The sequence below is a fragment of the Pradoshia sp. Z4_20 genome (genome assembly GCF_058216035.1).
Window position 1 is genome coordinate 572,341 of sequence record NZ_JBZAJD010000001.1, and the last position, 25,736, is coordinate 598,076.

The window sequence follows — 25,736 nt, forward strand, 5'->3', positions numbered from 1 at the left end:
TTCATATGATTAAAGCTATTTCACTATATGCCATCCGCCTGCCTCTTCATGAACCATTCGTTGTCAGCTATCATACATATCACGATATGCCCTCCATTATTGTGAAAATGGAAAGTGATGACGGTTTTATTGGTTTTGGGGAAGCGGTTGCAGATGAACATGTAACAGGAGAGACATGGGAGAGTACGTATAGTCTTCTCAAGCATACATTAGCGCCGCTTCTAATTGGTCAGGATCCAGGTGAATTTGAACGTATACATGAACGAATGAATAAAATGGTATACGGAGCCCCTGCAGCAAAGGCGGCTATTGATATTGCCTGTCATGACCTAGTGGCCAAGAAACTGGGGGTACCGGTTTATCAGCTGATCGGAGGACGTTATCATGATCGTTTTCCAATCACCCATGTACTAAGTATTCAGGAACCAGCTGCAATGGCGGAAGAAGCGGTGCTGAAGGTGTCTGAGGGATACCTTTCCTTTAAGATGAAAGTTGGCAAACAGGTAGGGCAGGATATGGAACGAATTCGTGCTGTTCGCAGGGCAGTTGGGAATGAAATCGCCATTCGTGTCGATGTTAATCAAGGTTGGAGGAATAGCTCCAATGCATTGAGGGCTCTCCCGTCTCTTGAAAAACTGCAAATAGACTGGCTCGAGCAACCAGTGCTCGCTGATGATCTTGAGGGTATGGCTGAATTGAAAAAGAAAGCACGCCTGCCATTAATGGTTGATGAAGGTCTAAAAGGTATAAAGGATATGAGAGAGGTTATCCAAAAGAAAGCGGCTGATAAAATCAATATAAAGCTTATGAAATGTGGGGGCATCTATCCAGCTGTGAAGCTTGCCAATCAAGCAGAAATGGCTGGAATCGAGTGTCAAATCGGGTCGATGGTCGAATCGTCCATTGGCTCGGCCGCTGGATTTCATGTTGCTTTCTCCAAGAAAATCATCACATCCGTTGAGTTGACAGGACCTTTAAAATTCGCAAAAGATGTTGGGAATTTACACTATGATGTCCCGTTCATTGAATTAAATGAAAAAAGCGGTCTCGGAATTGATGTGAATGAAGATATACTTACAGAATTGACCGTTCACAGAGATGTTGTTCAATGAAAGGAGAGACTTTAGATGATCGATAAAGGCATGTTTCCCGACGGACAAGCTTATGTTGTTCGCCGTTTAACAGAGACCGATATTCCAACTGTGTTACGTTTGCAGGATAAAGTGGTACAGGATCTGGATGATAAAACGAGCCTTCAGCCTCTTTCAGAAGAGGAGTTCCGTTACATAACGAGTGGTAATGGTCTATTAATCGGCGTATTTGTTAAGGAAGAATTGATTTCATTCCGCGCTTTAGTTGTGCCAGATACGATGGAGGACCATTTGGGAATCGATGCAGGCCTGCCAGAGAGCGAGTTGGATTTTGTTATTTATCAAGACATTAGCAATGTGGATCCGGACTGGCGTGGATTGAGCCTGCAACGCCGTATGGCAAAATGGATCATGGATGAACTGGCACGTAGCAAACATCCCTATAAATATGTATGTTCCACAGTTGCTCCGTTTAACATCCCGAGCCTAAAGGACAAGTTTGCTCAAGGAATGGAAATTGTTGCATTGAAGCCTAAATATGGAGGGAATTTACGTTATATCTTCTTTAAGGAACTCGAAAGCTCGAATAACCGAGAAGGAGAACCGGTATTATGCCAAATGGCTGATACGAAGGGACAGCAAAAGCTACTCGCAGAGGGCTATCGTGGTCAAAAGCTAGTAGTGATTGATCAAGTATACTATGTGGAATTCCGGAAATGAAATCTAATTAATAGGGCTCTGTCTCTGATTTTTTATTTGTATAAGAAACAACACGTATTTTGGTATGAAACTTCATTATATGAATGAAGTTTCATAACCTACCAGCTCCACCACTAAGGTGCTTAGTGAACTATACTCTTTGAGAGGCCAGTATCTAATCACTGAGGTTCTATTGTTTCATTTATTTTTTTAATGATGCTCAAGTTTATTTTAGCGCTAAACGGGGCGCTTTGAGTTTTGTTTTTTTGACTTCTAAGAAGGTTCGTAAACTCTTAAAAGAGTGAAGAACAGCGGGAAGATGGGGATACGATGGAGAGGGAAAATAACAGTAAAAAGAGACTGCATACCTTCATTCAAATGTCGAAAAATATCACTTCAAACAGTAGTTTAAATGAATTGATTAAAGATATTATTTCAGATGTGATTGATGCGACTGAAAAAGCAGATGCCGGTTTCTTATTATTATGGGATGAAAAGGTACAGCTACTCCGCATCGAGGCCGCGGTCAACTTTAAGGAAGAGATGTATCTTAAGAATACATTGCTTTCGGGTGAAGGGATAAGCGGTAAGGTGTTTGCAAGTGGAGAGAGTATGTTACTTCATGCGGAGGAAATTGCTAAAGCAATGTCCAATATGCGCCATCAGACGATGGAATATTACTTAAAGTCAACGGTCAATACTCTTATGCCCGTGAGTTGTATATCTGTACCACTTACTCATTTGAATCAAAAAATTGGTGTGTTAACGATTGATAACTTTCTTAATGATGATTCTTTCAATGAAGAGGACGTCGAGTTTTTAGAAGCAATTGGTCATCAGATTGCCATTTCTATTGTTAATGCGAGGGCTTTTTACGAGAAACAGAAACAAGCCAATCAGCTGGAAAGAATCCTGTCTGATCATAATCAATTGAATAAGGCTGCACTAAAGGAAAATGCACTGCAATCTCTTGTCAAATGTTTGGGAGTATTGATTAAGGAACGAATTTTTTATTTTGATTCACTCTGTCGTTTTGAGTGTTCCAGCACGAGTGGAGAAGAGATTTTAGAACCCTTAACGAATTGGCTGCACAAGCAGGATAAACGTAAAATGAGCTCAAGTGATCTTTATCCGATTCAAATAAATGAATGCCCTTATGGATATGCTCTTTCCATTGAATCATCCTTTGGAACAGCAGGGTATTTGGTCGTTGAAATGAGGGAAAGTAAGACTGATGTCATCAAGGAATTGGTAATTAAACATGCAGTTTCTTTGATTGCCATGGAACGGCTTAAGTTTCAGGAGCAGACAAAGCATGCTCGTGAAGAAAAGGGAGCTATCTTAAAGGAATTATTAAATCATAATTTAACTGCGGATGTTCAAAGCTCTCTAGTCAAGTACGGAATGCCCGTTACAGGACAGTATTGCTTTCTGTCGGTGACCAATAATCGTTTTGATTTGGGAGATGTACTGGAAATGATTACGTTGGAGAATGAGTTGGCTCAATTGTATGGAAAGAACCATTCTGTCATGACCTTCCTGCAGGAAAAATCAATTGTTGCTTTGATAAATATCAGGCATTCAATCAAGGATCCAAAAGAAGAGGTTCAAAGATTATCGAAACGACTTCTTGCTCTGTATCCGGATCATTTAGTTAAAACGGGCAGGATTGTCCGTTCATTGCAGCATGTCGGTATTTCTTATAGAGATATTGATTATGACATTCATGGAAAGAATGGATTAAAAACGTTTAAGGACATAGGGTTTAAACGATATTTAATGCATATGAATGAAGATGAAGCAAGGTATTTTGTCGAAGAGATGCTTGGTGGTATTCTCTTGCAGACAGAAACTGATGAAAAAAATGAACTTCTCGAAACGTTGAAGACTTATTTGCATCTCAATAAGCATGTGGGAAAAACAGCTGACGCATTACATGTTCATCCCAACACGATTTATTATCGTCTTCAGCAATTAAAGGATCAATTGGCTTGTGATTTTGATGATTGGGAGCATGTGATGAATCTATATGTTGCATTGTTTTTATATGAAAGAAACAGCATCCTCCAATAAAATGGATGCTGTTCAATCATTATAAATAAGTAATAGGGTGCACGTTCTTTTTTAGTTCTCGGACAGATATTTCAAAGTCGCTGAGCCAAGTGTCTTGGCTGCAATTAACATGGCCCGCTCATCGAAATTGAATTTTGGATGGTGATGCGGGTAAATTTCTTGACCATCTGTATGGCCTGCTCCGGTGAAAAAGAAACAGCCTTTCACATGGTTAAGATAATAAGCGAAATCTTCTCCCCCCATGATTGGTTCACAAACACGGCAAAGCTTTACGTCCTTAACAGATTTTGCTGCCTCCATTAAAAATAAGGTTTCTGCCTCATGATTCACGACTGCCGGATATCCGCGTATAAACTCATACTCATATTCAGCATCAGTGGCAGTAACAGATGCTTTGATGACATTCTCGAGCTCCTTTTCAATGAGTGTCCTTGTATCCTCGTCAAATGTCCGGACAGTACCTTTTAAGAAAGCGGAATCGGCTATAACATTAAAAGGGTTCAATGCCTCAAAATGTCCAACTGACAAGACAGCGGGCTGCAGAGGGTTCACGCGTCTTGAGATAATCTGTTGGGCATTGACAACAAATTGGGACGCAATCATAATCGAATCCTTTGTCATATGTGGTTCAGAGCCATGTCCGCCATTCCCTTTAAACGTCACTCTAAACTCGTCAGCAGCAGCCATGATTGGACCGCTTTTAACCATCAGGTTTCCTGTAGGCTCAGTGGCCCATAAATGAGTTCCGAATATGACATCGACACCCTCAAGGCACCCATCTTTAATCATGGATATGGCTCCGCCTGGAGCGAGTTCTTCTGCATACTGATGAATAAAGACCACAGTCCCTTTAAGTTGGTCCTTGATTTGATTAAGTGCTTTTGCAAGAATCAGTAAAGTGGCGGTATGGCCGTCATGGCCGCAAGCATGCATCACGCCATCCACTTTTGATTTGTAAGGAATATCATTTTCTTCTTGAATAGCCAGTGCATCGAAGTCAGCCCGCAAAGCTACCGTTGGTCCTGGGGCTGCGCCGTGCAGAACAGCAACAACCCCTCGTTCACCAACTTCAGTACGAACATCATGGCCAAGTTTTCGGTGGAAGTCTGCTATATAGATAGGCGTTTTGACTTCCTGGTAAGATAATTCCGGATGTTGGTGCAGATATCGACGAATTTCAATCATTTCCTGTTCGTAAGACTCAAGAAGTGAGAATAATTGTTCCAATTTTATCCCTCCTTTGTTTTAAATATGAAGCGGTTCTCCAGGACCTAGTGGTAAGCCAAGCAAGTACCAAATCGAGAAGACGATGATCCAGCCGATGGCAAAAAAGATCGAATAGGGCAATAGCGCTGATATCAAGGTACCCATCCCAATATTCTTATCGTGCTTTTTAGCAAATGAAAGTAAAATGGCAAAGTAGGCGAGCATCGGCGTAATCGGATTTGTAATAGAATCCCCGATTCGATAAGCCATCTGCGTAAAGCCAGGACTGTAACCTAAGTACATGAACATTGGTACGAAAATGGTTGATAACAAAGCCCATTTGGCGGATGCACTGGCAATCAGTATATTGATGAAGGCACAGATAAATATAAAACCAATAATCATCGGTAGCCCGGTGAAATTCATTGCTTCAAGTAATCCAGCACCTTTAATGGCAAGAATTGGCCCAATATTGCTCCAGCTAAAATAGGCAATCATTTGTGCTGCAACGAACGCAAGCACGATAAATGAAGACATACCGGCAATCGAACTGAATAATTTTTCGGCAACGTCTTTATCATTTTTAATTGTCTTTGCACCAATCCCATAGGCAAGAGCTGGTAGCAGGAAGAAAAACATCATAATTGGCACCATGGATGACATGAAAGGAGAATTCAAGATTGAACCTGTTTCAGCATCACGGAGTAAGCCGTTTTCCGGAATAACCGTAATCAAGATGACAATTATGTAAGCAAGCAAGGTGATTCCAGCGTACCTCAACCCTCGCTGTTCAGCTGGTGTGATGGCATCCAGATTTTGCGCTGTTCCTTCATATTTCGGAAAGCGTGGTTCAACAAACTTCTTTGTGACCCAAGTGGCAAGTACGACGAGAAAAACGGTCGAGAAAATCAGGAAATAATAGTTCATTGCCGGATTACCAACATAGTTGGGATCGACGGTTTGTGCTGCTTTTTCGGTGATACCCGCTAATAAGACATCTAAGGAATTGATAATTAGGTTTGCGCTATAGCCGCCCGCAATGGCTGCGTATGTGGCCACCATTGCGACAATCGGATTACGGCCAAAGCTCATGAAAATCAAGGCCGCAATCGGTGGGAAGACAATGAAGGCTGCATCCGCTGCAATATTCCCGATGATGCCAGTGAAGATGATGGCCGGTAAAATTAGTTTCGGTGGAGCACTTAAAACAGTTTTTTTCATGAAAGCCGTGATTAAACCCGTTGATTCAGCGAGACCTACACCAAGCATGATTACAATCACTAGGCCGAATGGTGGGAACTCTGTAAAGTTACTGACCATATTCGTCAGTATTTGAATAATTCCTTCTCGGTTCAATAAATTAACTACTTCAATTTTTTCTCCTGTACCTGGTGTCGTTGCTGAGACATTCAATAACGATAAGAAATAAGAACCTAGTAAAATGATGAATGACATGATGACAAATAGTGTTACCGGGTCGGGAAGCTTATTACCGGTTCTTTCAATACTATCGAGAAAGCGGTCAATCCATTTTTTCTTTTGGGTATTATTAGGCGGACTCTGATTTGTGCGTGTTTTTGTAAATAAGCTCATTCCCTGCCTCCTCTTTCAATGTGTTTAAATATTTAGAATATTTACATTATATTAACAAAATGAATCCATATCTATGGAGAAATCTACAAAATATTTCAGGATTCTTGTGCTTTTATACGAAAAAATATGTAAAGGCTTACAAAATTCGAGAAAATAAGTAATTGTTAAAAGCTAATGGATGTATTTAATATCAAATAAATGTCCAACCAAACCTTACCAAAATAGTAAGCTATTGTACTGACTAAGCACTTGTTCAAAAAGATAGCTTAAAGATGAAAGGTTTGATGCATTTTAAGAGAAGAAGCAACATCTGCTTATAATTTGTGTGATTTTTCTAAATTACCTATAATTAGTTTGCGAGAACAACTAAGAATAGGGGACTGAGTATGCGTACAATTAAAATTTATGATCGCAGTGATTTAATTGAAATCTCTTTTGATGATATTAAAAAGTACCATGGCTATGCGGCTTATATGGCGTTAGGGGTTGGGTTCCGTGTAGTGGAAGCAGCCTTTCAGGAATTGTTTGGAGATGAAATTCCGAATCGGAATGATCTTTCCGTTCAATCGGGGCACGGGGGACCTGGATTCCGTGATGTATTCGAGTTTATTACTCGTTGTAAAACGAGAGGGGTCTATACAGTGGATGTGAATTATCCTGTCGCTCAGTACGATCCATATCGTGCGACCAGCTATGCCTATATTTTCACAAGACAAAATGGGGAATCTGTAGAAGTTTCGTTAAAAGAAGACTTTTTACCGCCTATTTTCTATGATTATTTGAAAAAAGGTCGCGAGGATTCATTTACAGCGGAAGAATATGATGCCAATGAAGCGCTAAAAAAAGAATTAGGTAACCGAGCTTACGAAATGCCGATTGAAGAATTATTGAATGTGAAGCGATTAAAATAATTATTTGCATTGGATTGCATAGTGGATAAATCTTTGTCCGGCACATTATAGCTTTGTCAGAGTGGTTCGTTCAGGGATGAATGATGGATTTATTACTTATGCAAGAGACTAATAAGTAAAGAAGGACCTGTTCTAAAGTCTAGGAATATGACTTTTTGAACAGGTCTTCTTTTGTGCAATGGTATGTTATTTATCCTATAAAACATATAAATAGAGCTTGCAAAAATATGATATGGATGCAGTAATCCCTTTCAGCATGTGACTCAATAAAGTCTCGATAACAATCTATCTGATTATTTCTCCGTATTACAGTTTTTCAATAGAAAAGGTGGACATATTAAGAAATAGAGGTTTGTTATCTTAATATAAATAATTTTCAGATAAATAATTGTAGAATTAAAATATCTAGTATATAATTCGTGTTATCTGGTAAATAAAACGTTTTTTGGGAGGGTCTTCATGTTTACACTCGTAGGTTCAATTGCTCTATTAATAGTGGCTTATATCGTTTACGGTAAGTTTGTGGAAAAAGTGTTTGTTGTGAATGACCAAACCCCGACACCGGCCTATACGAAAGCAGATAATATGGATTATGTGCCGATGCCGGCTTGGAAGGGCTGGACGATTCAATTATTGAATATTGCCGGTTTGGGTCCAATCTATGGGGCAATCACAGGAGCTTTATATGGTCCAGTGGCGATGGTTTGGATTGTTCTTGGATGCATTTTTGCGGGTGCTGTTCATGACTACTTTGCTGGAATGCTCTCCGTTCGTCATGGAGGAGCGCAATTTCCTACCCTCGTCCAAAAATATTTAGGAAAAGTTATGCGTGTATTCACAGACATTATTTCAGTTGTGTTGATGATTTTAGTAGCGGCTGCCTTCACAGCGGGACCTGCAGCTGTTATTGCGGCTAAAACAGGCATAACATTCATAGTGGCGGTTATTATTATTTTTATATATTTCTTTTTAGCAGCAATTTTACCGATCAATAAAATTATCGGTCGGATCTATCCTTTATTCGGTGCTGTGTTATTGATTATGGCAGGTGCCGTTTTAATCTCATTAATAAGTTCAGATATTAAAATGCCTGAATTGTCTTTTACCAATCTGCATCCAACGGAATTACCCGTATGGCCGTTGTTAATGGTGACAATCTCCTGCGGTGCTATTTCCGGTTTCCATTCTACACAAAGTCCGATTATCTCACGTACCTTGAAAAAAGAAACAGAAGGCCGGAAAGTATTTTATGGAGCTATGATTGGGGAAGGAATCATTGCTTTAATATGGTGTGCAGCTGGAATGAGTTTCTATGGAGGAACCGGCGGTCTTGGAGAGGTTATGACATCCGTTGGTCCAGGCGGAGTTGTCGATGAAATCTCAATTGGACTCTTGGGTACTGTAGGTGGATTGCTGGCTGTGCTGAGTGTGATTATTCTTCCAATCACAACAGGGGATACATCCCTGCGGTCAGCTCGAATGATTGTTCTTGATTTCCTTGGCTCCCGTGTAAAAGGCACTCCAAAAACGGTAGCCGTTCTGGCAACAGTCGCGGTCACGGTTCCGGCTTTTTACCTTTCAACCATTGATTATCAATTTTTATGGCGGTATGTAGGTATGACAAACCAAATGGTAGCGACTGTCATGCTATGGGTAGCTACCTCGTATTTATTAAAAGAAGCGAAGTTACATTGGATCTCAGGCTTACCAGCTTTGTTTATGACAGCCGTAGTCTTTACTTACCTGATGGTTGCACCGGAAGGGTTTGGACTGGATTATGATTTATCCATAATCATTGGATTATCAGCAACAGCAGCTGTCGGATTATTTTACGCCTATCAAATCATGAGGTTTAGCAAACTGAATGTTCCTGTGTTAGATGAAAAATTATGATCCTATGCATTCACTCTACTGCAGCAATGTGGTGAGAGTGAATGCATTTTTTGGTTCTGCTTAGTCCATTTACTATTCAGAATATAGGTATAGATAGATTATAAAAGATTAATTCAGGATGCCTCATGGTTGTTCAAACTTGTTATATCTGAATCGAATTCATCTCTCTTGAGATTAAGCTGGAAGGTGGAAAATTCTTTAGAACTATTAAATACTCAAAGGAGTCTGGTTCTATTTTCCTCTTTTATCAGTAAAGTCTGATATCTTAGCTTGGTAAGTGGATAAAGTTAGATTTAAGAAGTTATAATCTAAGTATAAGGGAATAATTACCAACCAACTACGCGATTTCGAAAGTCCTTGCTTTACTGTTTGACTATTAAATGGCTAAGGAGGAGTGAGATGCTTTTAGAAGGAAGACATGAAACATCTAAAACATATTCATAGACCATTTCTAAAGTAATTTGGAAGCAGGAATACCAAGCGAAGAAAATCTTATAGAATCACTGATTAAGGAGGATAAACAGTTGGTTAGAAAAAAGCTCGTTATTTTTATTATTGTCATATTAGTCATTGTAGCTGGTTTGTTTCCCTCTGTTACACGTTCCCCGATAGAGGCTAAAACGCCTGGAAAGGGTGAACAGTGGGTCGGTGCATGGTCTGCCAGCCAAGTAGCTGCCTGGAAAACAGTTGATTGGGATGGTGGTATTTCACGAAAAGGATTTAATAATCAAACCATCCGTATGGTTATCCATCCCAATGCATCAGGTTCTGCCGTTAGGATTCGTTTGTCCAATGAATTTGGTGAAAAACCGTTAACATTTGCAAAGGTTACAATCGCGAAAACGAAAAAAGGTTCAGAAGTAGTTGCCGGATCAGTGAAACCTCTTACTTTTGATCGAAAAAAATCTGTCACGATTCCAAAAGGAAAAATGGTTTACAGTGATCGCATCCCTTTTAAGGTTAAGGATGGAATGGACTTAACAATTAGTGTCCATCTCCGTGGTGATAGCGGTCCAGTGACTTGGCATAATACTTCTAATCAAACAACCTATATTTCAGAAGAAGGAGATTACTCAAGCGAAGTGAGCGGAGATTCCTTCACACAAACCTTTGATTCATGGTTTTGGTTATCAGGAGTGGATGTAAGGGCTGAATCTAATAAGAAACCACGGGTGATTGTGGCGTTAGGTGATTCAATTACGGATGGCTATTTATCGACTTTAAATGAAAATCGCCGTTGGACGGATGTTTTAAATGATCGTCTAGACCACGAGATTAAAAATCAAACCTTTTCCGTCCTTAATTCAGGGATTTCCGGCAATCGAATACTGACAGATTCCCCTATCTTTGGTGAAAAAGCCCTTTCTAGACTTGAGAGAGATGTGTTCTCGCAAACTGGGGTTACGGATATTATCCTGTTAGAAGGAATCAATGATATTGGTCATGAACCGCATGTGTATGATGCGAAGAAAATCATTGCTGGAATGAAGGAAATTGCAAAACAGGCTCATAAGCACGGACTCAGGATATATATCGGTACATTGACACCCTTCAAGGGCTATGATGAAGGGAATTATTACACCGAAGAAGGGGAGAGAACTCGTCAGGAAGTGAATAAATGGATCCGCAACAACCGTGTATTTGACGGGGTGATTGATTTTGATCATGTGTTGGCTGATCCAGAAAATCCCGAAAAACTTTTAGCAGAGTTCGACAGTGGAGACGCCTTGCACCCCAATGACCTGGGATTAAAAGCCATGGCTGAATCAATTGATTTATCCATTTTTAAGAAGCCATTAAATAAGAAGTAATAAGTAGATTATTAACTAGTGCTGTATCGTTGTGATTAATATGCGAAAGGGTGAGCATTGATGAAAAAAGTAATTGGTCTGTTTTTTGCTGTGGGATTTTTACTAAGTGTGAATTCATACTTTTTATCAACAGCAAGCGCAAAGCAATCAAATGACGTTAAAATCCCTGTTTTGCTTTATCATGTAGTGAAGCCTAATCCGGATCCTGCCAATCCGTATCAATTCAATCTCAAAGAATTTGAGAAGCATATGGCATATCTTCATAAAAACGGCTATAGGACATTAACAATGAAGCAGTACTTCAACATCCTTGATAAAAAAGCAGCTATGCCTAAAAAGCCAATTCTGCTGACGTTCGATGATAATTCAGATGATTTTTATCCATATGTTTATCCAATCTTACAGAAATATGGAATGAAGGCAACTCAATTCACAGTTTCCGATTGGGTGAATGGCAGCTGGAATATGACTGCGGAAGAGATATTAACCGTTATGGAGAATGGAATTGATATCCAAAACCATTCGGTCACACATACGTACCTTGCAGATTTAAGCAGGGAGGAACAATACGCAGAAATTGATGATGCCACGATTGCTCTAAAAGAGTTAACGGGCAGGAAAACAAATGTATTCGCCTATCCTTACGGAAACTATAATGCCGAAACAATTTCTATTCTGAAAGAACTGGGATTCAAAGGTGCTTTCAAAGTAGGAGGAGGACTTAGTACAGATAAAAGTAACAGAATGGAATTACCTCGAATTATGATCCTTCAAGAGCATACGTTAGATGATTTTATCAGAATGATTAATACAGGATATTAGGGGATTTGGTAATGCCGGGAAGTCCGGCTGGCTGCATTGCAAAAGCACCGAATTGGTGCTTTTTTATTTGAGTGGTATTGAATCCTATAATGCAGTAATTCTGATATATCACTTTGAGTATAACAATGAAATTAATTCAACAGATACTTTCGATTTTATTACTGCTACAAATTATGTGTAAGAAAAGACATAATAACACTGCATATGATATTTATGAAAATGGAAATATAGAAAGTTATTTCTATGTAGAAAATGGTGTTAAACAAGGAAAGTATGTGGAGTTTTATCCGAATGGTAATATATGAATAAAAACTCAGCACAAGGTTATCAGGTGGAATTCTTCGAGAATGAAGAGAAAAAATATGAGTCTGAATGTATTGCCGGAAGAAAGATGACTTTTAAAAAGTATGATGAACAAGGCAATATATTAGAACAAAAAATGCACCAAGTGAATCGGATATACTATATGCTAAAAGATTTAGTAGCGAAACAAAAGCATAATTAGGTTTATAAACTATAAATATTAAAGGTAAGTTAATGAATTTGATCAATTTTGGTATGTATGTGGGAGAGAAATATGACGATTAAAATAAGTACGTTCACATAGGGAATGTAATTCTTTATCAAAGCCATCATCTAGGTTTATTTTGACCGAGCGGTTCGCCTTTTTGAGAGAGACTCTAAAGAGGGCGTAGTAGATTTTGAGGAAACAATAACAAAAGGAAGGATACATGGGCTCATGTATCCTTTTCTAGTCCTTATAATTCTATCCAATGGTGACTGATTTTTTATATTGTAAATGTCGCCCTTTGGTGAACTTCGGCAAATGCTGTTTATGTGCCTCTAGTAATTCGGACGTCATATCCCAAATCTCTTCTAATGACAGGACGGAGGAGGCGTGAGGATCCAACATAACTGCTTGATAAACATGATCAATATCACCTGTTAGAACGGCTTCTACAATCAGCTGCTGTACATTAATATTTGTCAAATTCATAGCGGCAAGCTGCGTAGGTAGATCCCCGATATGGGTTGGTTGAATTCCGCGTTTATTGACCAGGCAAGGGACCTCAACGCAGGCATTGTTAGGCAGATTCGTTATTAAATTGGTATTTAACACATTTCCCCATATTTCACGGTTAACACCTGTTTCCATGGAGTGTATAATCGGAGCCCCATATTCGTGACTTTCCTCTGTATTAAAAGGAATATTATTTTCGATTTTCTCTTTTGTTTCTTCAAAATGCTTTAAATTAGCTTCGCTTCGTCGGATATATTCATCAATCGGAATAGAGAAGTCCTCAATAAGTGAATCTCTTTTTATGAAATAAGGTGTGTACTCGGAGAGATGTTCACTTGATTCTGTTATGAAGTAGTTCAGCCTATTCATCATTTCAAAGCGTACTTTATCTTTTTTATAAATGGCTGGATTTTTCATCGCCTCGAACAAAGCAGGGTACAGATCCTTTCCTTTATGCTTTAATTCCAGAAACCATGCCATATGATTAATTCCTGCAACCTTATATTCCAGTTCTTCTGCTGGCAGATTCAGATATCCAGCTAATTCTCCCGCGGTGTTTTGTACGCTATGACAGAGCCCGACTGTTTTGATAGATGTCGCTTTTTCAATGGCAAGGATAAGCGCAGCCATTGGATTAGTATAGTTAAGTAATAGAGCATCCGGACAAACTTCCTCCATATCCTTGCAGATGTCTAAAACAACAGGAATTGTCCGCAGTGCTCTAAATACTCCGCCTACCCCGAGTGTATCTGCAATGGTTTGTTTGAGTCCGTATTTTTTAGGGATTTCAAAATCAATTAAGGTGGATTCATGCATGCCGACTTGTATGAGATTGATTACATAGCTGGCACCTTTTAATGCATCCAGTCGGTTTTGATGAGCTTCTACTGTTGCGATGTTTCCATTTTGCTCTATTAAAGAAAGGGCCATTTTTTCTGCAGTTAGCAATCGATCTTCGTTTATGTCCATTAAGGAGAAGGTTGTCCCTATTAATTCTGGATAACTAAGAATATCTGAAATAAGTCTTTTGGCAAAAACAACACTTCCTGCACCGATTATTGTTACTTTCATTTTAAAAATCCCTCCAATTTTAATTGATTATCCTTTGATTGAACCAGCTGAAAGACCTTTAACAAAGTGTTATTGTAGCACCAGAAACAGAATGACCATCGGGATAACTGCCATGATTGAGGCAGCGGCAACTAAATTAAGCCTGCTGGAATTTTGCCCAAAGAAGCTGGATAAAGCGACGGTTAGCGTTTTAACCTCATCAGCCTGCAAGAAGAAAATAGCAAATTGATAATCATTCCATATGTAAACACAGGAGATGATTAAGATTGATGCTGTGACAGGCTTCAATAATGGAAAAACAATCGTAAAGAAAATTTTTATATTACTGGCTCCATCCATTTTCGCTGCTTCTTCTAGTTCTCTTGGAATCGTAGATCGTATAAAGCCTGTGTAAAGAAAAACAGCGAGCGGGGTGTAAGCAGCAACATTATTTAAGATTGCTATGGCATGGGTATTCATCATCCCTAGGAAGTGTTGGTACTAGATAATATATCACAAATTAAAGAAAATTAAGTTAATTATAGAATAAATGTAAAATATATCCAATATAATAAAGCGACAAAAAGTCCAAGAAAGGGGCATGAATGAATTTGCAGTAGAAGATTATTAAAAAAATTTGAATAGCAAAAAGTCTTGCATTTGAAGGTAATACTGTTCAACAAGTTACTAGAAAAGAAGCTTATGTACAAAAGAAACTCCAAGGAGAATACCTAGTATCTAGTGTTATCGCAAGGCAAGAAACAAGTGAATAATTTGAGAATTTTTAAGACCGCTGAAAGGAAATGTTAATATCTAAATTTTAAGAATATTCTTGACTATAATAAAAGTTGTACTTATAATTCGATTAACAGCATGGGAGAAAATAGGAGAAAATGAACGCGAAGTAAGTAAATGCTATGGGTGATTTGTTACAAATAAAGTGGATTTTATAGAAAAATATATAAAATACCAGGTTATTAATTACATGATGTTAGTAGGGAGAAAATGAGAGTTAAAGATCAATATTTTTTAAAGCGGCAGAATCAGAGTTTAGTTCTGGAATACATAATTCAAAATGGACCAATCTCTAGAGCTGAAATTGCCAAACATACGGCCATGAGTCCAACGTCAGCTTCCCGAATTGTTGCCTCCTTACAGGAGGAGCAGCTTATTAAAGAAGTCTATTTGGAAACAGATGAAGTGGGACGAAAGGCAACTTATTTTACGGCTAATGAGAACTCAGTTGTATTTGTTGGAGTTGAAATTGATGTAGGAATTGTTCGGACTGGCTTGATGAATTTAATAGGTGAGTTAATCGTCTTACGCTCGTTTCAAACAAAAACAGAATATTATGAACATGTTGTAGAATTTATCGGACAAAAGGTAAATGATTTGATCAGTGAACAACAAATTGAAAAAGTTCATATTGCTGGTGTTTGTATAGGTCTGCCAGGATTAATAGACAATGAAAAAGGTACCTTGGAGTTCTCAGCACAGTTTAGCTGGAGGAATGTTCCTCTTAAACAAATGCTTGAACAAAAATTAGACTTGAAAGTTTTTATTGATAATGAATTAAAGCTAAAAGCCTTAGCAGAGTATGTAAGTGCTTCGTTACCTTATAAGAACGTCGTGATGCTTGGGTTTGGTAAAGGAGTTGGTTCAGCTCTGATTACAGATGGAGAAATCTTTCGGGGTACAAATAATATGTCGGGTGAAATCGGTCATATGACCCTGGATCCCTACGGTACCTATTGTCCGTGTGGTAATTTTGGATGCTTACAGACATATATTGCTACCGACTTTTTACTTGATGAAGCATCAAAAACACGACCAATGAACAGTATGGATGAGTTGGCTGAAGCTTACAGGAAGAAAGAAAAGTGGGCCGTCAATATCCTCGAAAAGGCTGCTACCTATGCAGGGTTAGCAATTAAGAATGTTGTTTGTGCGTATAATCCGGATGCAGTATTTTTATCAGGCACTTTAATAGAAGATTACCCAGAAATAGCGAAATTGATAATAGAGAAACATTCAAACAGTGCTTGGTTCCCCGAATCATATTCATATGAATTGCTTGTTACTCAAATGAAAGAGATAGGGGTTGTTAAAGGTGCAGCACTAAGTGTGCAGCGGAAATTAATCAAAAATTTGAACTTTAAGGGTGATTTTTAAATATGCTATATCCTGTGATTGCAGAGGAATTCAGAAATCATCAATTAGAAAATATACATCAGGGTGTCATATGTATTGTCAATGAAAATAAAGAGGTTATTTATCAAAAAGGAAATACTAGCAAACCGTTTTTTTATAGATCGGCTATGAAACCTATTCAGGCAATACCCGTTTTCACAACAAATATTATGGATAAATACCATCTCACTGACGAAGAAGCAGCATTATTCATAGCTTCTCAAAGAGGTGAGAAATACCATGAAGAAGCTCTTATTCGTGTAAAAGAAAAATTGGGTATTGCGGAGGATCGTTTGGTTTGTGCAAGCAGTTACCCTTTAAATGAAGCGACGAAAACGGAGTACATGTTAGCAAACAAATCTAAAAGAAAATTGATGCATAATTGTGCTGGAAAACATTTGGGATTCCTAGGATATACAAAGATGAAAGGATTAAGTCAGGAAGGGTATGAACGACCTGACCATCCTTTACAAAAAGAGATATTGCATTATTTGTCTGAATTATCCGAAGCACCTATTAATGAAATTATATCGGGAACAGATGGCTGCGGAGTACCTGTTTATGCCGTGCCACTTGAGAATATGGCCATCTCTTACTTGAAATTTGTCAGACCTGAGTTGATAGAAGAACAAACTGTAAGAGATGCCGTTATACATATCGGTGAGATCATGAATGCTCACCCTGAAATTATTGCTTCACATGATTTTATATGCAGTGTTTTATTAAAAGATAAAAATATTATCGCAAAAGGGGGTGCTCAAGGGGTTTATTGTCTTGTATTAAGAGAAGAAAAGATAAGTATTGCATTAAAGGTCCTAAGCGGGACTGAATTGCTTTGGCCATTATTAGTGGCGGAAATTCTTAAAAAACTAAACTATAAAAATGAAGATACCATTCGTAATTTACTTCAGTTAAAATCAGATACCATTTTAAGTGATGACGGCAGCGTTGTCGGTGAAACAAAAATCTACTTATAAAATGCTTCGGTTTACAATCCAGGTAGTCTGAGATGGGCAAAAACACTGCAAACTATATTAACGTGCAACATTAAACGATGTCTATGGTCACAGGGGTATGAAGAGTCTATTATTTCGTAAGTCATAAGCAAACTAAAAATAAAAGGTTAAGGGAGAAAAATATGAAGAAATTTACTGTTTTAGTATTTATTCTGACTCTAGCACTAATTAGTGCAGCGTGTAGCAGTGAGGAAGCAGGTACATCAGGAAAAACAAAGAAAGCTTCAGGTGACAAGGAAATTACAATCGCCATTGACCAAAACTTTATCACTCTTGATCCACATAATGCAGGAGACACCGTATCCATCTTTGGGATCCGTTCCATGTACGAAGGATTGGTTAGTTTTGATAAGGATATGAAAATTGTTCCTGCCCTGGCCGAGTCATATGAAATTAGCAAAGATGGATTAAACTATACGTTTAAATTGCGTAAGGATGTAGCATTCCATGATGGAGAACCATTTAACGCCGAGGCAGTAAAAGCCAACTACGATCGAATAATGGATGATGCCAATAATTTGAGTGCGAAACGTAGTTTGAAATTTGTAAAATCGATGGAGATTGTTAGTGATTATGAAGTTTCCTTTAACCTGTTAGAACCTTTTAGTGCCATGATTAATAAGTTTGGGATGGTACCGATGATTAGCCCGAAAGCAATCGAAAAAGGAACAAAATATATTGAGACAAACCCTGTAGGTACTGGAACATTTGAGTTTGTTGAATGGAAACAAGGTAAAACGCTAGAAGTTGAAAAATATGCAGAGTACTGGGGCGGGGATCAAACAAATGTAGAAAAAGTGAAATTCAGCCCAGTTCCTGAAAATGGCTCTCGTGTGGCTATGTTAAAAACTGGTGAAGCTGATTTTGTATACCCAATGCCACAGCAAGATGTGAAACAGTTCAAAGATAGTAAAGATGTTACGATTAATGAATCGCCATCCTCCATTGTGCGATATGTATCCATTAACACATTTATGGATCAATACAAGGATTTAAAAGTTCGTCAAGCGATGAACTTAGCTGTGGACAAAGAAGCTTATATACAAGTTGTCAAATCTGGGTTTGGACATGTTCTTGATTCGACGATGGCTTCAGAAACTCAATATTATGCAAAACAGAAAGCCTATGAATTTGATGTTAAAAAGGCAAAAGAGCTAATGAAAGAAGCAGGTTATGAAAAGGGCTTTGAAGCAGAAATCTGGGGTAATACAAGTTCGGAATCTTTAAAAGGAATGGAATTTATTAAGCAGCAATTAGCGCAAATCGACATTGACGTTAAGATTAAGTCTATGGAAGAAGGAACTTTATCAGATGAGATTTATACACCGGAAAAGCCGGAGGATGCAAAGGTGCAAATGTGGTATGTTAGCTGGTCACCTTCATCAGGTGATGCTGATGGTGCCACTCGCAGTTTGTTCAGCAACGAGTACTTCCCGCCAAATGGTGCCAATACTGCTTACTATGATAATGATAAAGTTACAAACTGGATTAAAGAAGCAAACACTAAAACAGATCCGAAAGAGCAAGAAAAAATCTATCATGAGATTCAAAGTACTGTATTTCAAGAGGCACCTTGGATTTTCTTGGCTTCAGATGTTAACTTGTCAGCACACGTAAATAATTTAGAAGGTGTATATGTCGCACCGGATGGCTCTATCAATGTTTCAAAAGCGCAATTAAAATAGGTCAATTTTTAATATCATCAACCAAAGAAAGGGCTTATGAGAGTAAGCTCTTTCTTCATACATAGGAGGTGTTTTTCTTTTGTGGCAATATATAGCGAAACGTCTTGTTAGTCTTATTCCGTTACTCCTTGTTGTTTCTTTTATTGTATTCATGTTTATTCACATAATACCTGGAGATCCTGCCCGGCTTTTAGCTGGGAAAGAAGCAACTGCGGAAGAAGTAGAAATGGCGAGAGTAAGTTTGGGTTTGGATAAGCCATTATATGAGCAATATTTTGTTTATTTGAAGGATCTGTTGACGGGTGATTTGGGCTATTCGGTAAAATCTGGGGTAGCAGTGAGTCAATTGATTGGAGAACGAATTTTACCAACCTTGGGTCTAACTTTTTTAAGTATTACCTGGGCACTGGTAGTTGGAATCTTAATTGGAGTGGTTTCTGCAGTATATAGAAATAAATGGCCGGATCATCTGGGAATGTTTACGGCTGTATCCGGTATTTCACTTCCAAACTTTTGGGTTGGTCTTATTCTTATTCAAATATTTTCTGTGCAGCTGGGTATTTTCCCAACCGGAGGAGCGGACGACTGGAAAAGCTACATTATGCCTTCATTCGCTTTAGGTGCGGGGATTATGGCCATGATCGCCAGGTTTACGCGATCATCCCTTGTGGAGAGTATGAAACAGGATTATATCCGGATGGGACGTGCAAAAGGATTAAACAGCAGTCAAATTATTTTTGGGCATGCCTTGAAGAACTCCTTAATTCCGGTTGTGACTGTTGCCGGACTGCAGTTTGGCTTCTTGCTTGGTGGTTCTGTTGTGGTTGAAAAGGTATTTAGTTTTCCGGGGCTTGGAACTCTATTAATTGATTCTATTCAATTCCGTGATTATCCTGTTGTACAAGCTGAAATATTATTATTCGCCTTACAGTTTATTGTCGTCAATTTGATTATAGATATTGTGTACAGCTATTTGAATCCAAAAATACGGTATGAGTAAGGAGGGAAGATCATTATGAACAATCTTCAAACGGAAACTACTTTTGAAATAGAACAAATGAAGATGAAAGGTAGTCATCCCTTCCTTCAATTCTGGCGTTTATTTCGTCGGAAAAAGCCAGCGGTTATCTCTTTCTACTTTGTCGTATTCCTGTTCATTATAGCTATCATTGGCCCATATGTTACGCCTTATAATGCGGCAGAACAAAATTATACAAAAATACTTGAGACATCTTCTGCCAGTCATTGGTTTGGAACAGATGAATATGGACGTGATATTTTAAGCAGAATCATGGAGGGGGCAAGAATCTCACTTTCAGTCAGTATTTCCGCTGTTACACTTGGTGCGATTGTTGGAAGTATTTTGGGATTGATTAGTGGCTTTATTGGTAAATGGGTTGATAAATTGATTATGCGTGTTTGTGACGTACTCTTTGCGTTTCCAGAATTGATTTTGGCTATTGGAATTGTTGCTATTTTAGGACCTGGTTTAAAAAATGTGATTATTGCGGTCGCTTTTTTCAGTGTTCCTTCATTTGCTAGGATTGTTCGCGGAGCAACATTGGAAGTAAAAGAAATGCTATTCGTTGAAGCGGAAGAATCACTTGGTGCAAGCCGGCTGCGAATCATGTTTAAACATGTTTTTCCGGAGACCTTACCGACTATTATTGTTTATTATACGATGAATGTTGGTACAGCCATTCTGGCAGCAGCAAGTTTAAGCTTTTTAGGTTTAGGTGCGGAGCCATCTTCACCTGACTGGGGGGCTATGTTAAGTGTTTCAAGAGATTATATTGGTACCGCATTTCATTTAGTGTTTTTCCCTGGTTTAATAATTTTCTTAACCGTTTTGGCTTTTAATCTATTGGGTGATGGATTACGAGAAATGCTCGATCCAAAAATGAAAGACTAGGAGTGTTTATATGCCAGATTTACTAGAGGTAAAAAATCTTAAAACAGGCTTTCAGACGGAAGATGGCTTCTTACCGGTCGTACAAGGCATCAGCTTTCATGTCAACCAAGGTGAAATCGTCGGATTAGTTGGTGAATCAGGCAGCGGGAAAAGTGTAACATCATTATCGATCATGCGTCTGTTCCATGATACAAGCGGCAAGGTTGCGGATGGCGAAATTATATACAAAGGGGAAAATCTATTAACATTTTCGGAAAAGAAAATGACAAAATATCGAGGAAAAGAATTGTCAATGGTTTTCCAGGAGCCGATGACCGCCTTAAATCCTGTATTGACCATCGGGAAGCAGATGAGGGAAACGATTATGCTTCATATGGGATTGTCCAAAAAAGAGGCACATCAGTATGCGACTGAAAAACTAAAATCCGTTGGAATCCAGCGGGCGGATCAAGTCATGGGTGACTATCCTCATCAGCTTTCCGGTGGTATGAGGCAAAGAGTCATTATTGCAATGCAAATCTCATGTACCCCTTCATTACTTATTGCAGATGAGCCGACTACTGCGTTGGATGTAACGATTCAGGCGCAAATATTGAAATTGATGGAAGAGATTCAACAAAAAACGAATATGGGCATTTTACTTATTACGCATGATCTTGGCGTTGTAGCTGAAATTTGTGATCGTGTTATTGTGATGTATGCTGGGAGAATTGTGGAGGAAGCGAGCGCGGTTGACTTGTTTGAAAATCCGAAACACCCCTATACAAAAGGACTGATGGAATCGGTGCCTAAAATCGGTTCTAAAAAAGACCGGCTGAATTCGATTACTGGAACTGTTCCAAACCCGAACAACATGCCAAAAGGATGTAAGTTTACACCAAGATGTCCTTTAGCTATGACCATATGTCATGAAAAAGAACCAGAGTTGATGGCAGCTGGCAATCATTCTGCAAGATGCTGGTTACTGGATGAAGAGGTAAAGAATAAGGAGGAAATGCTAAATGTGTGATGATATTTTAATAGAAGCAAAAAACATTAAAAAGCATTTCCCGATTAAGACTGGCTGGTTTGAAGAGAAAAAGTACGTAAAGGCGGTTAATGACGTTTCCTTTCATATAAAAAAAGGGCAAACATTGGGACTTGTTGGTGAATCGGGCTGCGGCAAATCTACTACCGGTAGGCTGCTAAATGGACTTATTCCAGTAGATTCCGGATCTATTATTTTTAATGGAGAGGACTTATCCAACGCAAGTAAGCAGGAATGGAAAAAATATCGTCAGAAAATGCAAATGGTGTTTCAGGATCCCTATGCTTCCTTAAGTCCGAGGATGAAAATAAAGGATATTTTAAGAGAACCTCTGGATATTCATTTTAAACAAATGTCTTCCAAAGAAAAAGATAAACGCGTAGAAGACCTTCTTGATAAATGCGGAATCAGTAAATTCCATTTGGATAAGTATCCGCATGAATTCAGCGGCGGACAGCGCCAAAGGATTGGAATTGCACGTGCTTTGATTTTACAGCCTGAGTTGATCATTGCCGACGAGCCTGTTTCTGCACTCGATGTCTCCATCCAGGCACAAATCTTAAATTTAATGAAAGATTTACAGAAAGAGTTTAACTTGACCTATTTATTTATTTCTCATGATTTAAGTGTTGTAGAACATATTAGTGACCGAGTCGGTGTCATGTATTTCGGGGATTTGGTTGAAATAGGAACAAAGGAAGATATTTTTAATCATCCAAAACATGATTATACAAAAACACTATTGTCCTCCATCCCGCAAATGATTCCAAAGGCAAAAAGAAAACAACTGAATTAGAAACTTCATCGTCCATAGATTATTAATAAGTGACTATGCAAGTAGAATCAGCCTGACTCAATTTAGAGCAGCTGATCGCTTTTCATATATGATGCGAATGAGGAGAAGGAAATGCAAATAAACATTGTACCGATTCATGAAACAAATGATAATATCGTTTATTTTGAAGAGAAGTCTTGTATTGAATTTGGTAAAGTGCAGCTTATTACAAAAGGAGAGGAATTGATCGTCTATATTGGAATTGGTCAAGATTCTCTCTCAATGGAGGATATTCGGTTTTTAGGCGGCATTTCCCGAAAAAGCCTGATAAATGCCAAGGTTGCAGCTGTTTCGGCAGAGTTTTCATTGATTATGGAGCGGGCGGAGAAACCAGAACTTGGTCAGGTCATTAGCTGTTTTATGGAAGGCTGGTATTTGGCTGAATATCAATTTACACCCTATAAAATGGCTGTAGAACTAAATCAGTTAACCATGCTATGGGAAGATGAAAGGTTAATAGAATATGATCGTACAGCACGTATCAGGGCAAATGCAGTCAATCTTGCCAGGGATTTATGTAATGAACCGGCCAATAAATTAACACCCACTGCATATGCTAAACGGCTAAAGCAAGTGTTCCATGGAACAGATGTATCCGTTCAAGTGATTGATGATCATGAATTATTAAGTAATCAATTTGTCGGGATTCATACAGTAGCAAAAGGAAGTAGTGAACCGGCAAAGTTTGTTGTCCTGACGCTTGAACGTGATGTTAGTAAAGAAAAAATTGCTTTGGTCGGTAAAGGTGTGACATTCGATTCGGGCGGAACCAATGTTAAGACCGGTAATGATATTGGTGAGATGAAAATGGATATGGGCGGGTCGGCTGCAGTAACAGGGGCAATGAAGCTGCTGGCTGATTCCAACAAAGCGGTAAATGTGGTGGCCATTTTGCCGCTTGTTGAAAATCTTGCTGATGGAAACGCATTCTTGCCATCAGATATCATTCGTTATCGAAATGGACTTCATGTAGAAGTTGGAAATACAGATGCTGAAGGACGATTGATTCTGGCAGATGGATTGCTCTATGCACAATTACTCGGCGCAAAAACCATTATAGATATCGCTACTTTAACTGGAAGTATCGGAAGTGCCCTTGGTTTAAAAGCCGCAGGTGTATTCAGTAATGCTGAGTCGGACTTGTGGTACTATAAACAGCTGGGTGATCAAACGGGTGACTATGTTTGGCCAATGCCTGTGTTTGACGACTATTTATATTATTTGAAAAGCGATTGTGGAGATATCAATAATATGAGCAGCTCGCCTTATGGAGGCGCGATTACGGCTGCCTTATTTTTAAAGCAATTTGTAGAAAAAGGAACTAAGTGGGTTCATATCGATATGGCGAATACGGTCCGTCCATGGCGTGAACAGGGATATTATGTACCTGGGGCATCTGGCTTTGGTGTAAGGCTACTATTTGAAATGGTCAGTTCGGAATTGTCTCTATCATAATTTTGACCAATTGAGGGTGTCTAGGAAAAAATATTGATGATTTTATATGGAGGGATAATTGTGGAGTTAGATTGGCCAGAGCATTATGGTGATCCGTCCTGGTTTATACATGACCGATTCGGTATGTTTATTCATTGGGGCTTGTATTCTTTACGTGCCAAAGATGAGTGGATCATGACACAAGAGAAAATCTCCAAAGATGACTATGTACGATACTTGGAACAATTTGAGGCTGACCTTTTTGATGTGAATAACTGGGTAAAACAAGCTAAGCAAAGTGGTATGAAATATATAGTCTTAACAACAAAGCATCACGAAGGGTTTGCCTTATGGGACAGCGCCTATACTGATTATAAAATCACGAACACACCATATGGAAAAGATGTAGTAAAGGAATTCGTAGAAGCATGCCGAGAAGAAGGTATGAAAATAGGATTCTATCATTCGGTCATCGACTGGCATCATCCACATTTTACGATTGATGGGCTTCATCCAGCCAGGGAAGATGAGGCAGTGAAACAGGAAGAACGAGATATGAAGATTTATCAAAAATATTTATATAACCAGGTTGAAGAGCTTGTCACCCAATATGGTAAAATTGATTACTTTTGGTTTGACTTCTCCTATGACGACCGAGATTGGGGATGGTCGAAAGGGAAAGGGGCAGAGGATTGGTGTGCAGGAGAAATTGAAACATTAATCCTTAAATATCAACCCCATATGATCTTTAATAACCGTATGGGATTGAATCGAGGTGTGTATACGCCTGAGCAATATCAGCCTACAGGAATTTTAACAACATTGGATCATAAACAACGTGTATGGGAAGCTTGTCAAACTTTTAACGATCGGTGGACATATAACCCGAATAATCTAAACAGGAAATCAGCGGAAATGATTATTAAATTACTGATAGATACCGTTTCAAAAGATGGTAACCTGTTGATGAATTTTGGCCCGACCGCTAGAGGTAATTTTGATAAGGCATCCAGCAAAATACTTCAGGAAATCGGTGAATGGATGACCTATCATAAAAAGTCGATATATGGTGCTGGTTCAACCGAATTAAATCCGCCTCAGGACTGTCGTTTAACAATAAAGGATGACAGGCTGTTTATTCATATCTTTTCTTGGCCATTTAGAACCATTCATTTAAAAGATTTTCCTTATGAAATTAACTATGCACGCTTTCTGCATGACTATTCAAAGGTTCCGGTAAAACGTTTTGATCCAGAAGATTTAATTCATCATGATCGACCAGTTATTGCTAAGGATGAGGTTGTTTTAGAGTTACCTGTCATAAAGCCGGATTATGTGGTGCCTGTAATTGAACTTGGTTTAAAAAGATAGACTTATAACGTGGAAATAACTTCAGGCATACAATCTGGAGTTATTTTTCTAAGAATCATATTTAGCTGATAATGGATGGTTGTTTGCCTATTGTTA

The 25,736-nt window shown here is 38.6% G+C and carries 19 protein-coding genes and 2 pseudogenes; 17 read left to right on the forward strand and 4 right to left on the reverse strand.

Going from position 1 to position 25,736, the window contains the following annotated elements; genetic code table 11:
- Positions 1-5: 5 nt before the first annotated feature.
- The 3 genes from AC4BHP_RS02800 (at position 6) to AC4BHP_RS02810 (ending at position 3,863) form a co-directional block, all read left to right on the forward strand.
- Positions 6-1,112 (forward strand): mandelate racemase/muconate lactonizing enzyme family protein, encoded by a 1,107-nt coding sequence (locus AC4BHP_RS02800; RefSeq protein ID WP_490551221.1) that lies wholly within the window; start codon positions 6-8, stop codon positions 1,110-1,112.
- Between the two features lie 15 nt (positions 1,113-1,127).
- On the forward strand, positions 1,128-1,811 hold the full coding sequence (locus AC4BHP_RS02805; RefSeq protein WP_490551222.1) for a GNAT family N-acetyltransferase: 684 nt from the start codon (positions 1,128-1,130) through the stop codon (positions 1,809-1,811).
- A 309-nt stretch (positions 1,812-2,120) separates the two neighbouring features.
- Positions 2,121-3,863 carry a helix-turn-helix domain-containing protein gene (locus AC4BHP_RS02810; protein ID WP_490551223.1) on the forward strand — a complete coding sequence of 581 codons (1,743 nt, stop codon included), beginning with the start codon at positions 2,121-2,123 and terminating at the stop codon, positions 3,861-3,863.
- 51 nt (positions 3,864-3,914) lie between these two features.
- Here the strand turns inward: AC4BHP_RS02810 and AC4BHP_RS02815 are convergent, their stop codons facing one another.
- Positions 3,915-5,090 (reverse strand): M20 metallopeptidase family protein, encoded by a 1,176-nt coding sequence (locus AC4BHP_RS02815; RefSeq protein WP_490551224.1) that lies wholly within the window; start codon positions 5,088-5,090, stop codon positions 3,915-3,917.
- A gap of 18 nt (positions 5,091-5,108) precedes the next feature.
- The gene (locus tag AC4BHP_RS02820) at positions 5,109-6,662 is read right to left on the reverse strand and encodes an AbgT family transporter (protein ID WP_490551225.1); all 1,554 of its coding nucleotides are present in this window, start codon (positions 6,660-6,662) and stop codon (positions 5,109-5,111) included.
- A 386-nt stretch (positions 6,663-7,048) separates the two neighbouring features.
- Here AC4BHP_RS02820 and AC4BHP_RS02825 point away from each other — a divergent pair, with 386 nt between their 5' ends.
- The 5 genes and pseudogenes from AC4BHP_RS02825 to AC4BHP_RS02845 all read left to right on the forward strand — a co-directional run.
- The gene (locus AC4BHP_RS02825) at positions 7,049-7,573 is read left to right on the forward strand and encodes a hypothetical protein (RefSeq protein WP_140462088.1); all 525 of its coding nucleotides are present in this window, start codon (positions 7,049-7,051) and stop codon (positions 7,571-7,573) included.
- Between the two features lie 459 nt (positions 7,574-8,032).
- Positions 8,033-9,466: a carbon starvation CstA family protein gene (locus AC4BHP_RS02830; RefSeq protein ID WP_490551226.1), complete on the forward strand. Its 1,434-nt coding sequence runs from the start codon at positions 8,033-8,035 to the stop codon at positions 9,464-9,466.
- Between the two features lie 524 nt (positions 9,467-9,990).
- On the forward strand, positions 9,991-11,277 hold the full coding sequence (locus AC4BHP_RS02835; RefSeq protein ID WP_490551227.1) for an SGNH/GDSL hydrolase family protein: 1,287 nt from the start codon (positions 9,991-9,993) through the stop codon (positions 11,275-11,277).
- A 60-nt stretch (positions 11,278-11,337) separates the two neighbouring features.
- Positions 11,338-12,099: a polysaccharide deacetylase family protein gene (locus AC4BHP_RS02840; RefSeq protein WP_490551228.1), complete on the forward strand. Its 762-nt coding sequence runs from the start codon at positions 11,338-11,340 to the stop codon at positions 12,097-12,099.
- Between the two features lie 197 nt (positions 12,100-12,296).
- A pseudogene (locus AC4BHP_RS02845) lies at positions 12,297-12,600 on the forward strand (toxin-antitoxin system YwqK family antitoxin); the annotation flags it as partial.
- A gap of 265 nt (positions 12,601-12,865) precedes the next feature.
- Here the strand turns inward: AC4BHP_RS02845 and AC4BHP_RS02850 are convergent.
- Together AC4BHP_RS02850 and AC4BHP_RS02855 are read right to left on the reverse strand one after the other, a co-directional pair.
- Entirely contained in the window at positions 12,866-14,191 is a 1,326-nt protein-coding gene (locus AC4BHP_RS02850) for an alpha-glucosidase/alpha-galactosidase (protein ID WP_490551229.1), read from the reverse strand.
- A gap of 69 nt (positions 14,192-14,260) precedes the next feature.
- Positions 14,261-14,659, reverse strand: a pseudogene (locus AC4BHP_RS02855) (carbohydrate ABC transporter permease); the annotation flags it as partial.
- Positions 14,660-15,175: 516 nt separating this feature from the next.
- Here AC4BHP_RS02855 and AC4BHP_RS02860 point away from each other — a divergent pair.
- From AC4BHP_RS02860 to AC4BHP_RS02900, 9 genes are all read left to right on the forward strand, one after another.
- Positions 15,176-16,342 (forward strand): ROK family transcriptional regulator, encoded by a 1,167-nt coding sequence (locus AC4BHP_RS02860; RefSeq protein WP_490551230.1) that lies wholly within the window; start codon positions 15,176-15,178, stop codon positions 16,340-16,342.
- Positions 16,343-16,344: 2 nt separating this feature from the next.
- On the forward strand, positions 16,345-17,337 hold the full coding sequence (locus AC4BHP_RS02865; protein WP_490551231.1) for an asparaginase: 993 nt from the start codon (positions 16,345-16,347) through the stop codon (positions 17,335-17,337).
- A gap of 161 nt (positions 17,338-17,498) precedes the next feature.
- A complete protein-coding gene (locus AC4BHP_RS02870) occupies positions 17,499-19,061 on the forward strand; it encodes a glutathione ABC transporter substrate-binding protein (RefSeq protein ID WP_490551232.1) in 1,563 nt (520 codons plus the stop codon).
- Between the two features lie 79 nt (positions 19,062-19,140).
- Positions 19,141-20,061, forward strand: coding sequence for an ABC transporter permease (locus AC4BHP_RS02875; RefSeq protein WP_490551233.1), 921 nt, complete (start codon positions 19,141-19,143; stop codon positions 20,059-20,061).
- Between the two features lie 15 nt (positions 20,062-20,076).
- A complete protein-coding gene (locus AC4BHP_RS02880) occupies positions 20,077-20,973 on the forward strand; it encodes an ABC transporter permease (RefSeq protein WP_490551234.1) in 897 nt (298 codons plus the stop codon).
- Positions 20,974-20,983: 10 nt separating this feature from the next.
- The gene (locus tag AC4BHP_RS02885; RefSeq protein ID WP_490551235.1) at positions 20,984-21,982 is read left to right on the forward strand and encodes an ABC transporter ATP-binding protein; all 999 of its coding nucleotides are present in this window, start codon (positions 20,984-20,986) and stop codon (positions 21,980-21,982) included.
- Complete coding sequence (locus tag AC4BHP_RS02890) at positions 21,975-22,796, forward strand: ABC transporter ATP-binding protein (RefSeq protein ID WP_490551236.1); 822 nt, start codon at positions 21,975-21,977, stop codon at positions 22,794-22,796. Before AC4BHP_RS02885 ends, AC4BHP_RS02890 begins: the two co-directional genes overlap by 8 nt.
- Positions 22,797-22,907: 111 nt before the next feature.
- Positions 22,908-24,290, forward strand: coding sequence for a M17 family metallopeptidase (locus AC4BHP_RS02895; protein ID WP_490551237.1), 1,383 nt, complete (start codon positions 22,908-22,910; stop codon positions 24,288-24,290).
- A gap of 60 nt (positions 24,291-24,350) precedes the next feature.
- Positions 24,351-25,640 carry an alpha-L-fucosidase gene (locus AC4BHP_RS02900; protein WP_490551238.1) on the forward strand — a complete coding sequence of 430 codons (1,290 nt, stop codon included), beginning with the start codon at positions 24,351-24,353 and terminating at the stop codon, positions 25,638-25,640.
- Positions 25,641-25,736 lie beyond the last annotated feature (96 nt).

Coding starts and splice junctions, on each gene's coding strand:
- AC4BHP_RS02870 (WP_490551232.1), top strand. CDS start 17,499: ATGAAGAAATTTACTGTTTTAGTATTTATTCTGACTCTAGCACTAATT.
- AC4BHP_RS02840 (WP_490551228.1), top strand. CDS start 11,338: ATGAAAAAAGTAATTGGTCTGTTTTTTGCTGTGGGATTTTTACTAAGT.
- AC4BHP_RS02830 (WP_490551226.1), top strand. CDS start 8,033: ATGTTTACACTCGTAGGTTCAATTGCTCTATTAATAGTGGCTTATATC.
- AC4BHP_RS02825 (WP_140462088.1), top strand. CDS start 7,049: ATGCGTACAATTAAAATTTATGATCGCAGTGATTTAATTGAAATCTCT.
- AC4BHP_RS02895 (WP_490551237.1), top strand. CDS start 22,908: ATGCAAATAAACATTGTACCGATTCATGAAACAAATGATAATATCGTT.
- AC4BHP_RS02865 (WP_490551231.1), top strand. CDS start 16,345: ATGCTATATCCTGTGATTGCAGAGGAATTCAGAAATCATCAATTAGAA.
- AC4BHP_RS02885 (WP_490551235.1), top strand. CDS start 20,984: ATGCCAGATTTACTAGAGGTAAAAAATCTTAAAACAGGCTTTCAGACG.
- AC4BHP_RS02850 (WP_490551229.1), bottom strand. CDS start 14,191: ATGAAAGTAACAATAATCGGTGCAGGAAGTGTTGTTTTTGCCAAAAGA.
- AC4BHP_RS02810 (WP_490551223.1), top strand. CDS start 2,121: ATGGAGAGGGAAAATAACAGTAAAAAGAGACTGCATACCTTCATTCAA.
- AC4BHP_RS02805 (WP_490551222.1), top strand. CDS start 1,128: ATGATCGATAAAGGCATGTTTCCCGACGGACAAGCTTATGTTGTTCGC.
- AC4BHP_RS02890 (WP_490551236.1), top strand. CDS start 21,975: ATGTGTGATGATATTTTAATAGAAGCAAAAAACATTAAAAAGCATTTC.
- AC4BHP_RS02800 (WP_490551221.1), top strand. CDS start 6: ATGATTAAAGCTATTTCACTATATGCCATCCGCCTGCCTCTTCATGAA.
- AC4BHP_RS02880 (WP_490551234.1), top strand. CDS start 20,077: ATGAACAATCTTCAAACGGAAACTACTTTTGAAATAGAACAAATGAAG.
- AC4BHP_RS02820 (WP_490551225.1), bottom strand. CDS start 6,662: ATGAGCTTATTTACAAAAACACGCACAAATCAGAGTCCGCCTAATAAT.
- AC4BHP_RS02860 (WP_490551230.1), top strand. CDS start 15,176: ATGAGAGTTAAAGATCAATATTTTTTAAAGCGGCAGAATCAGAGTTTA.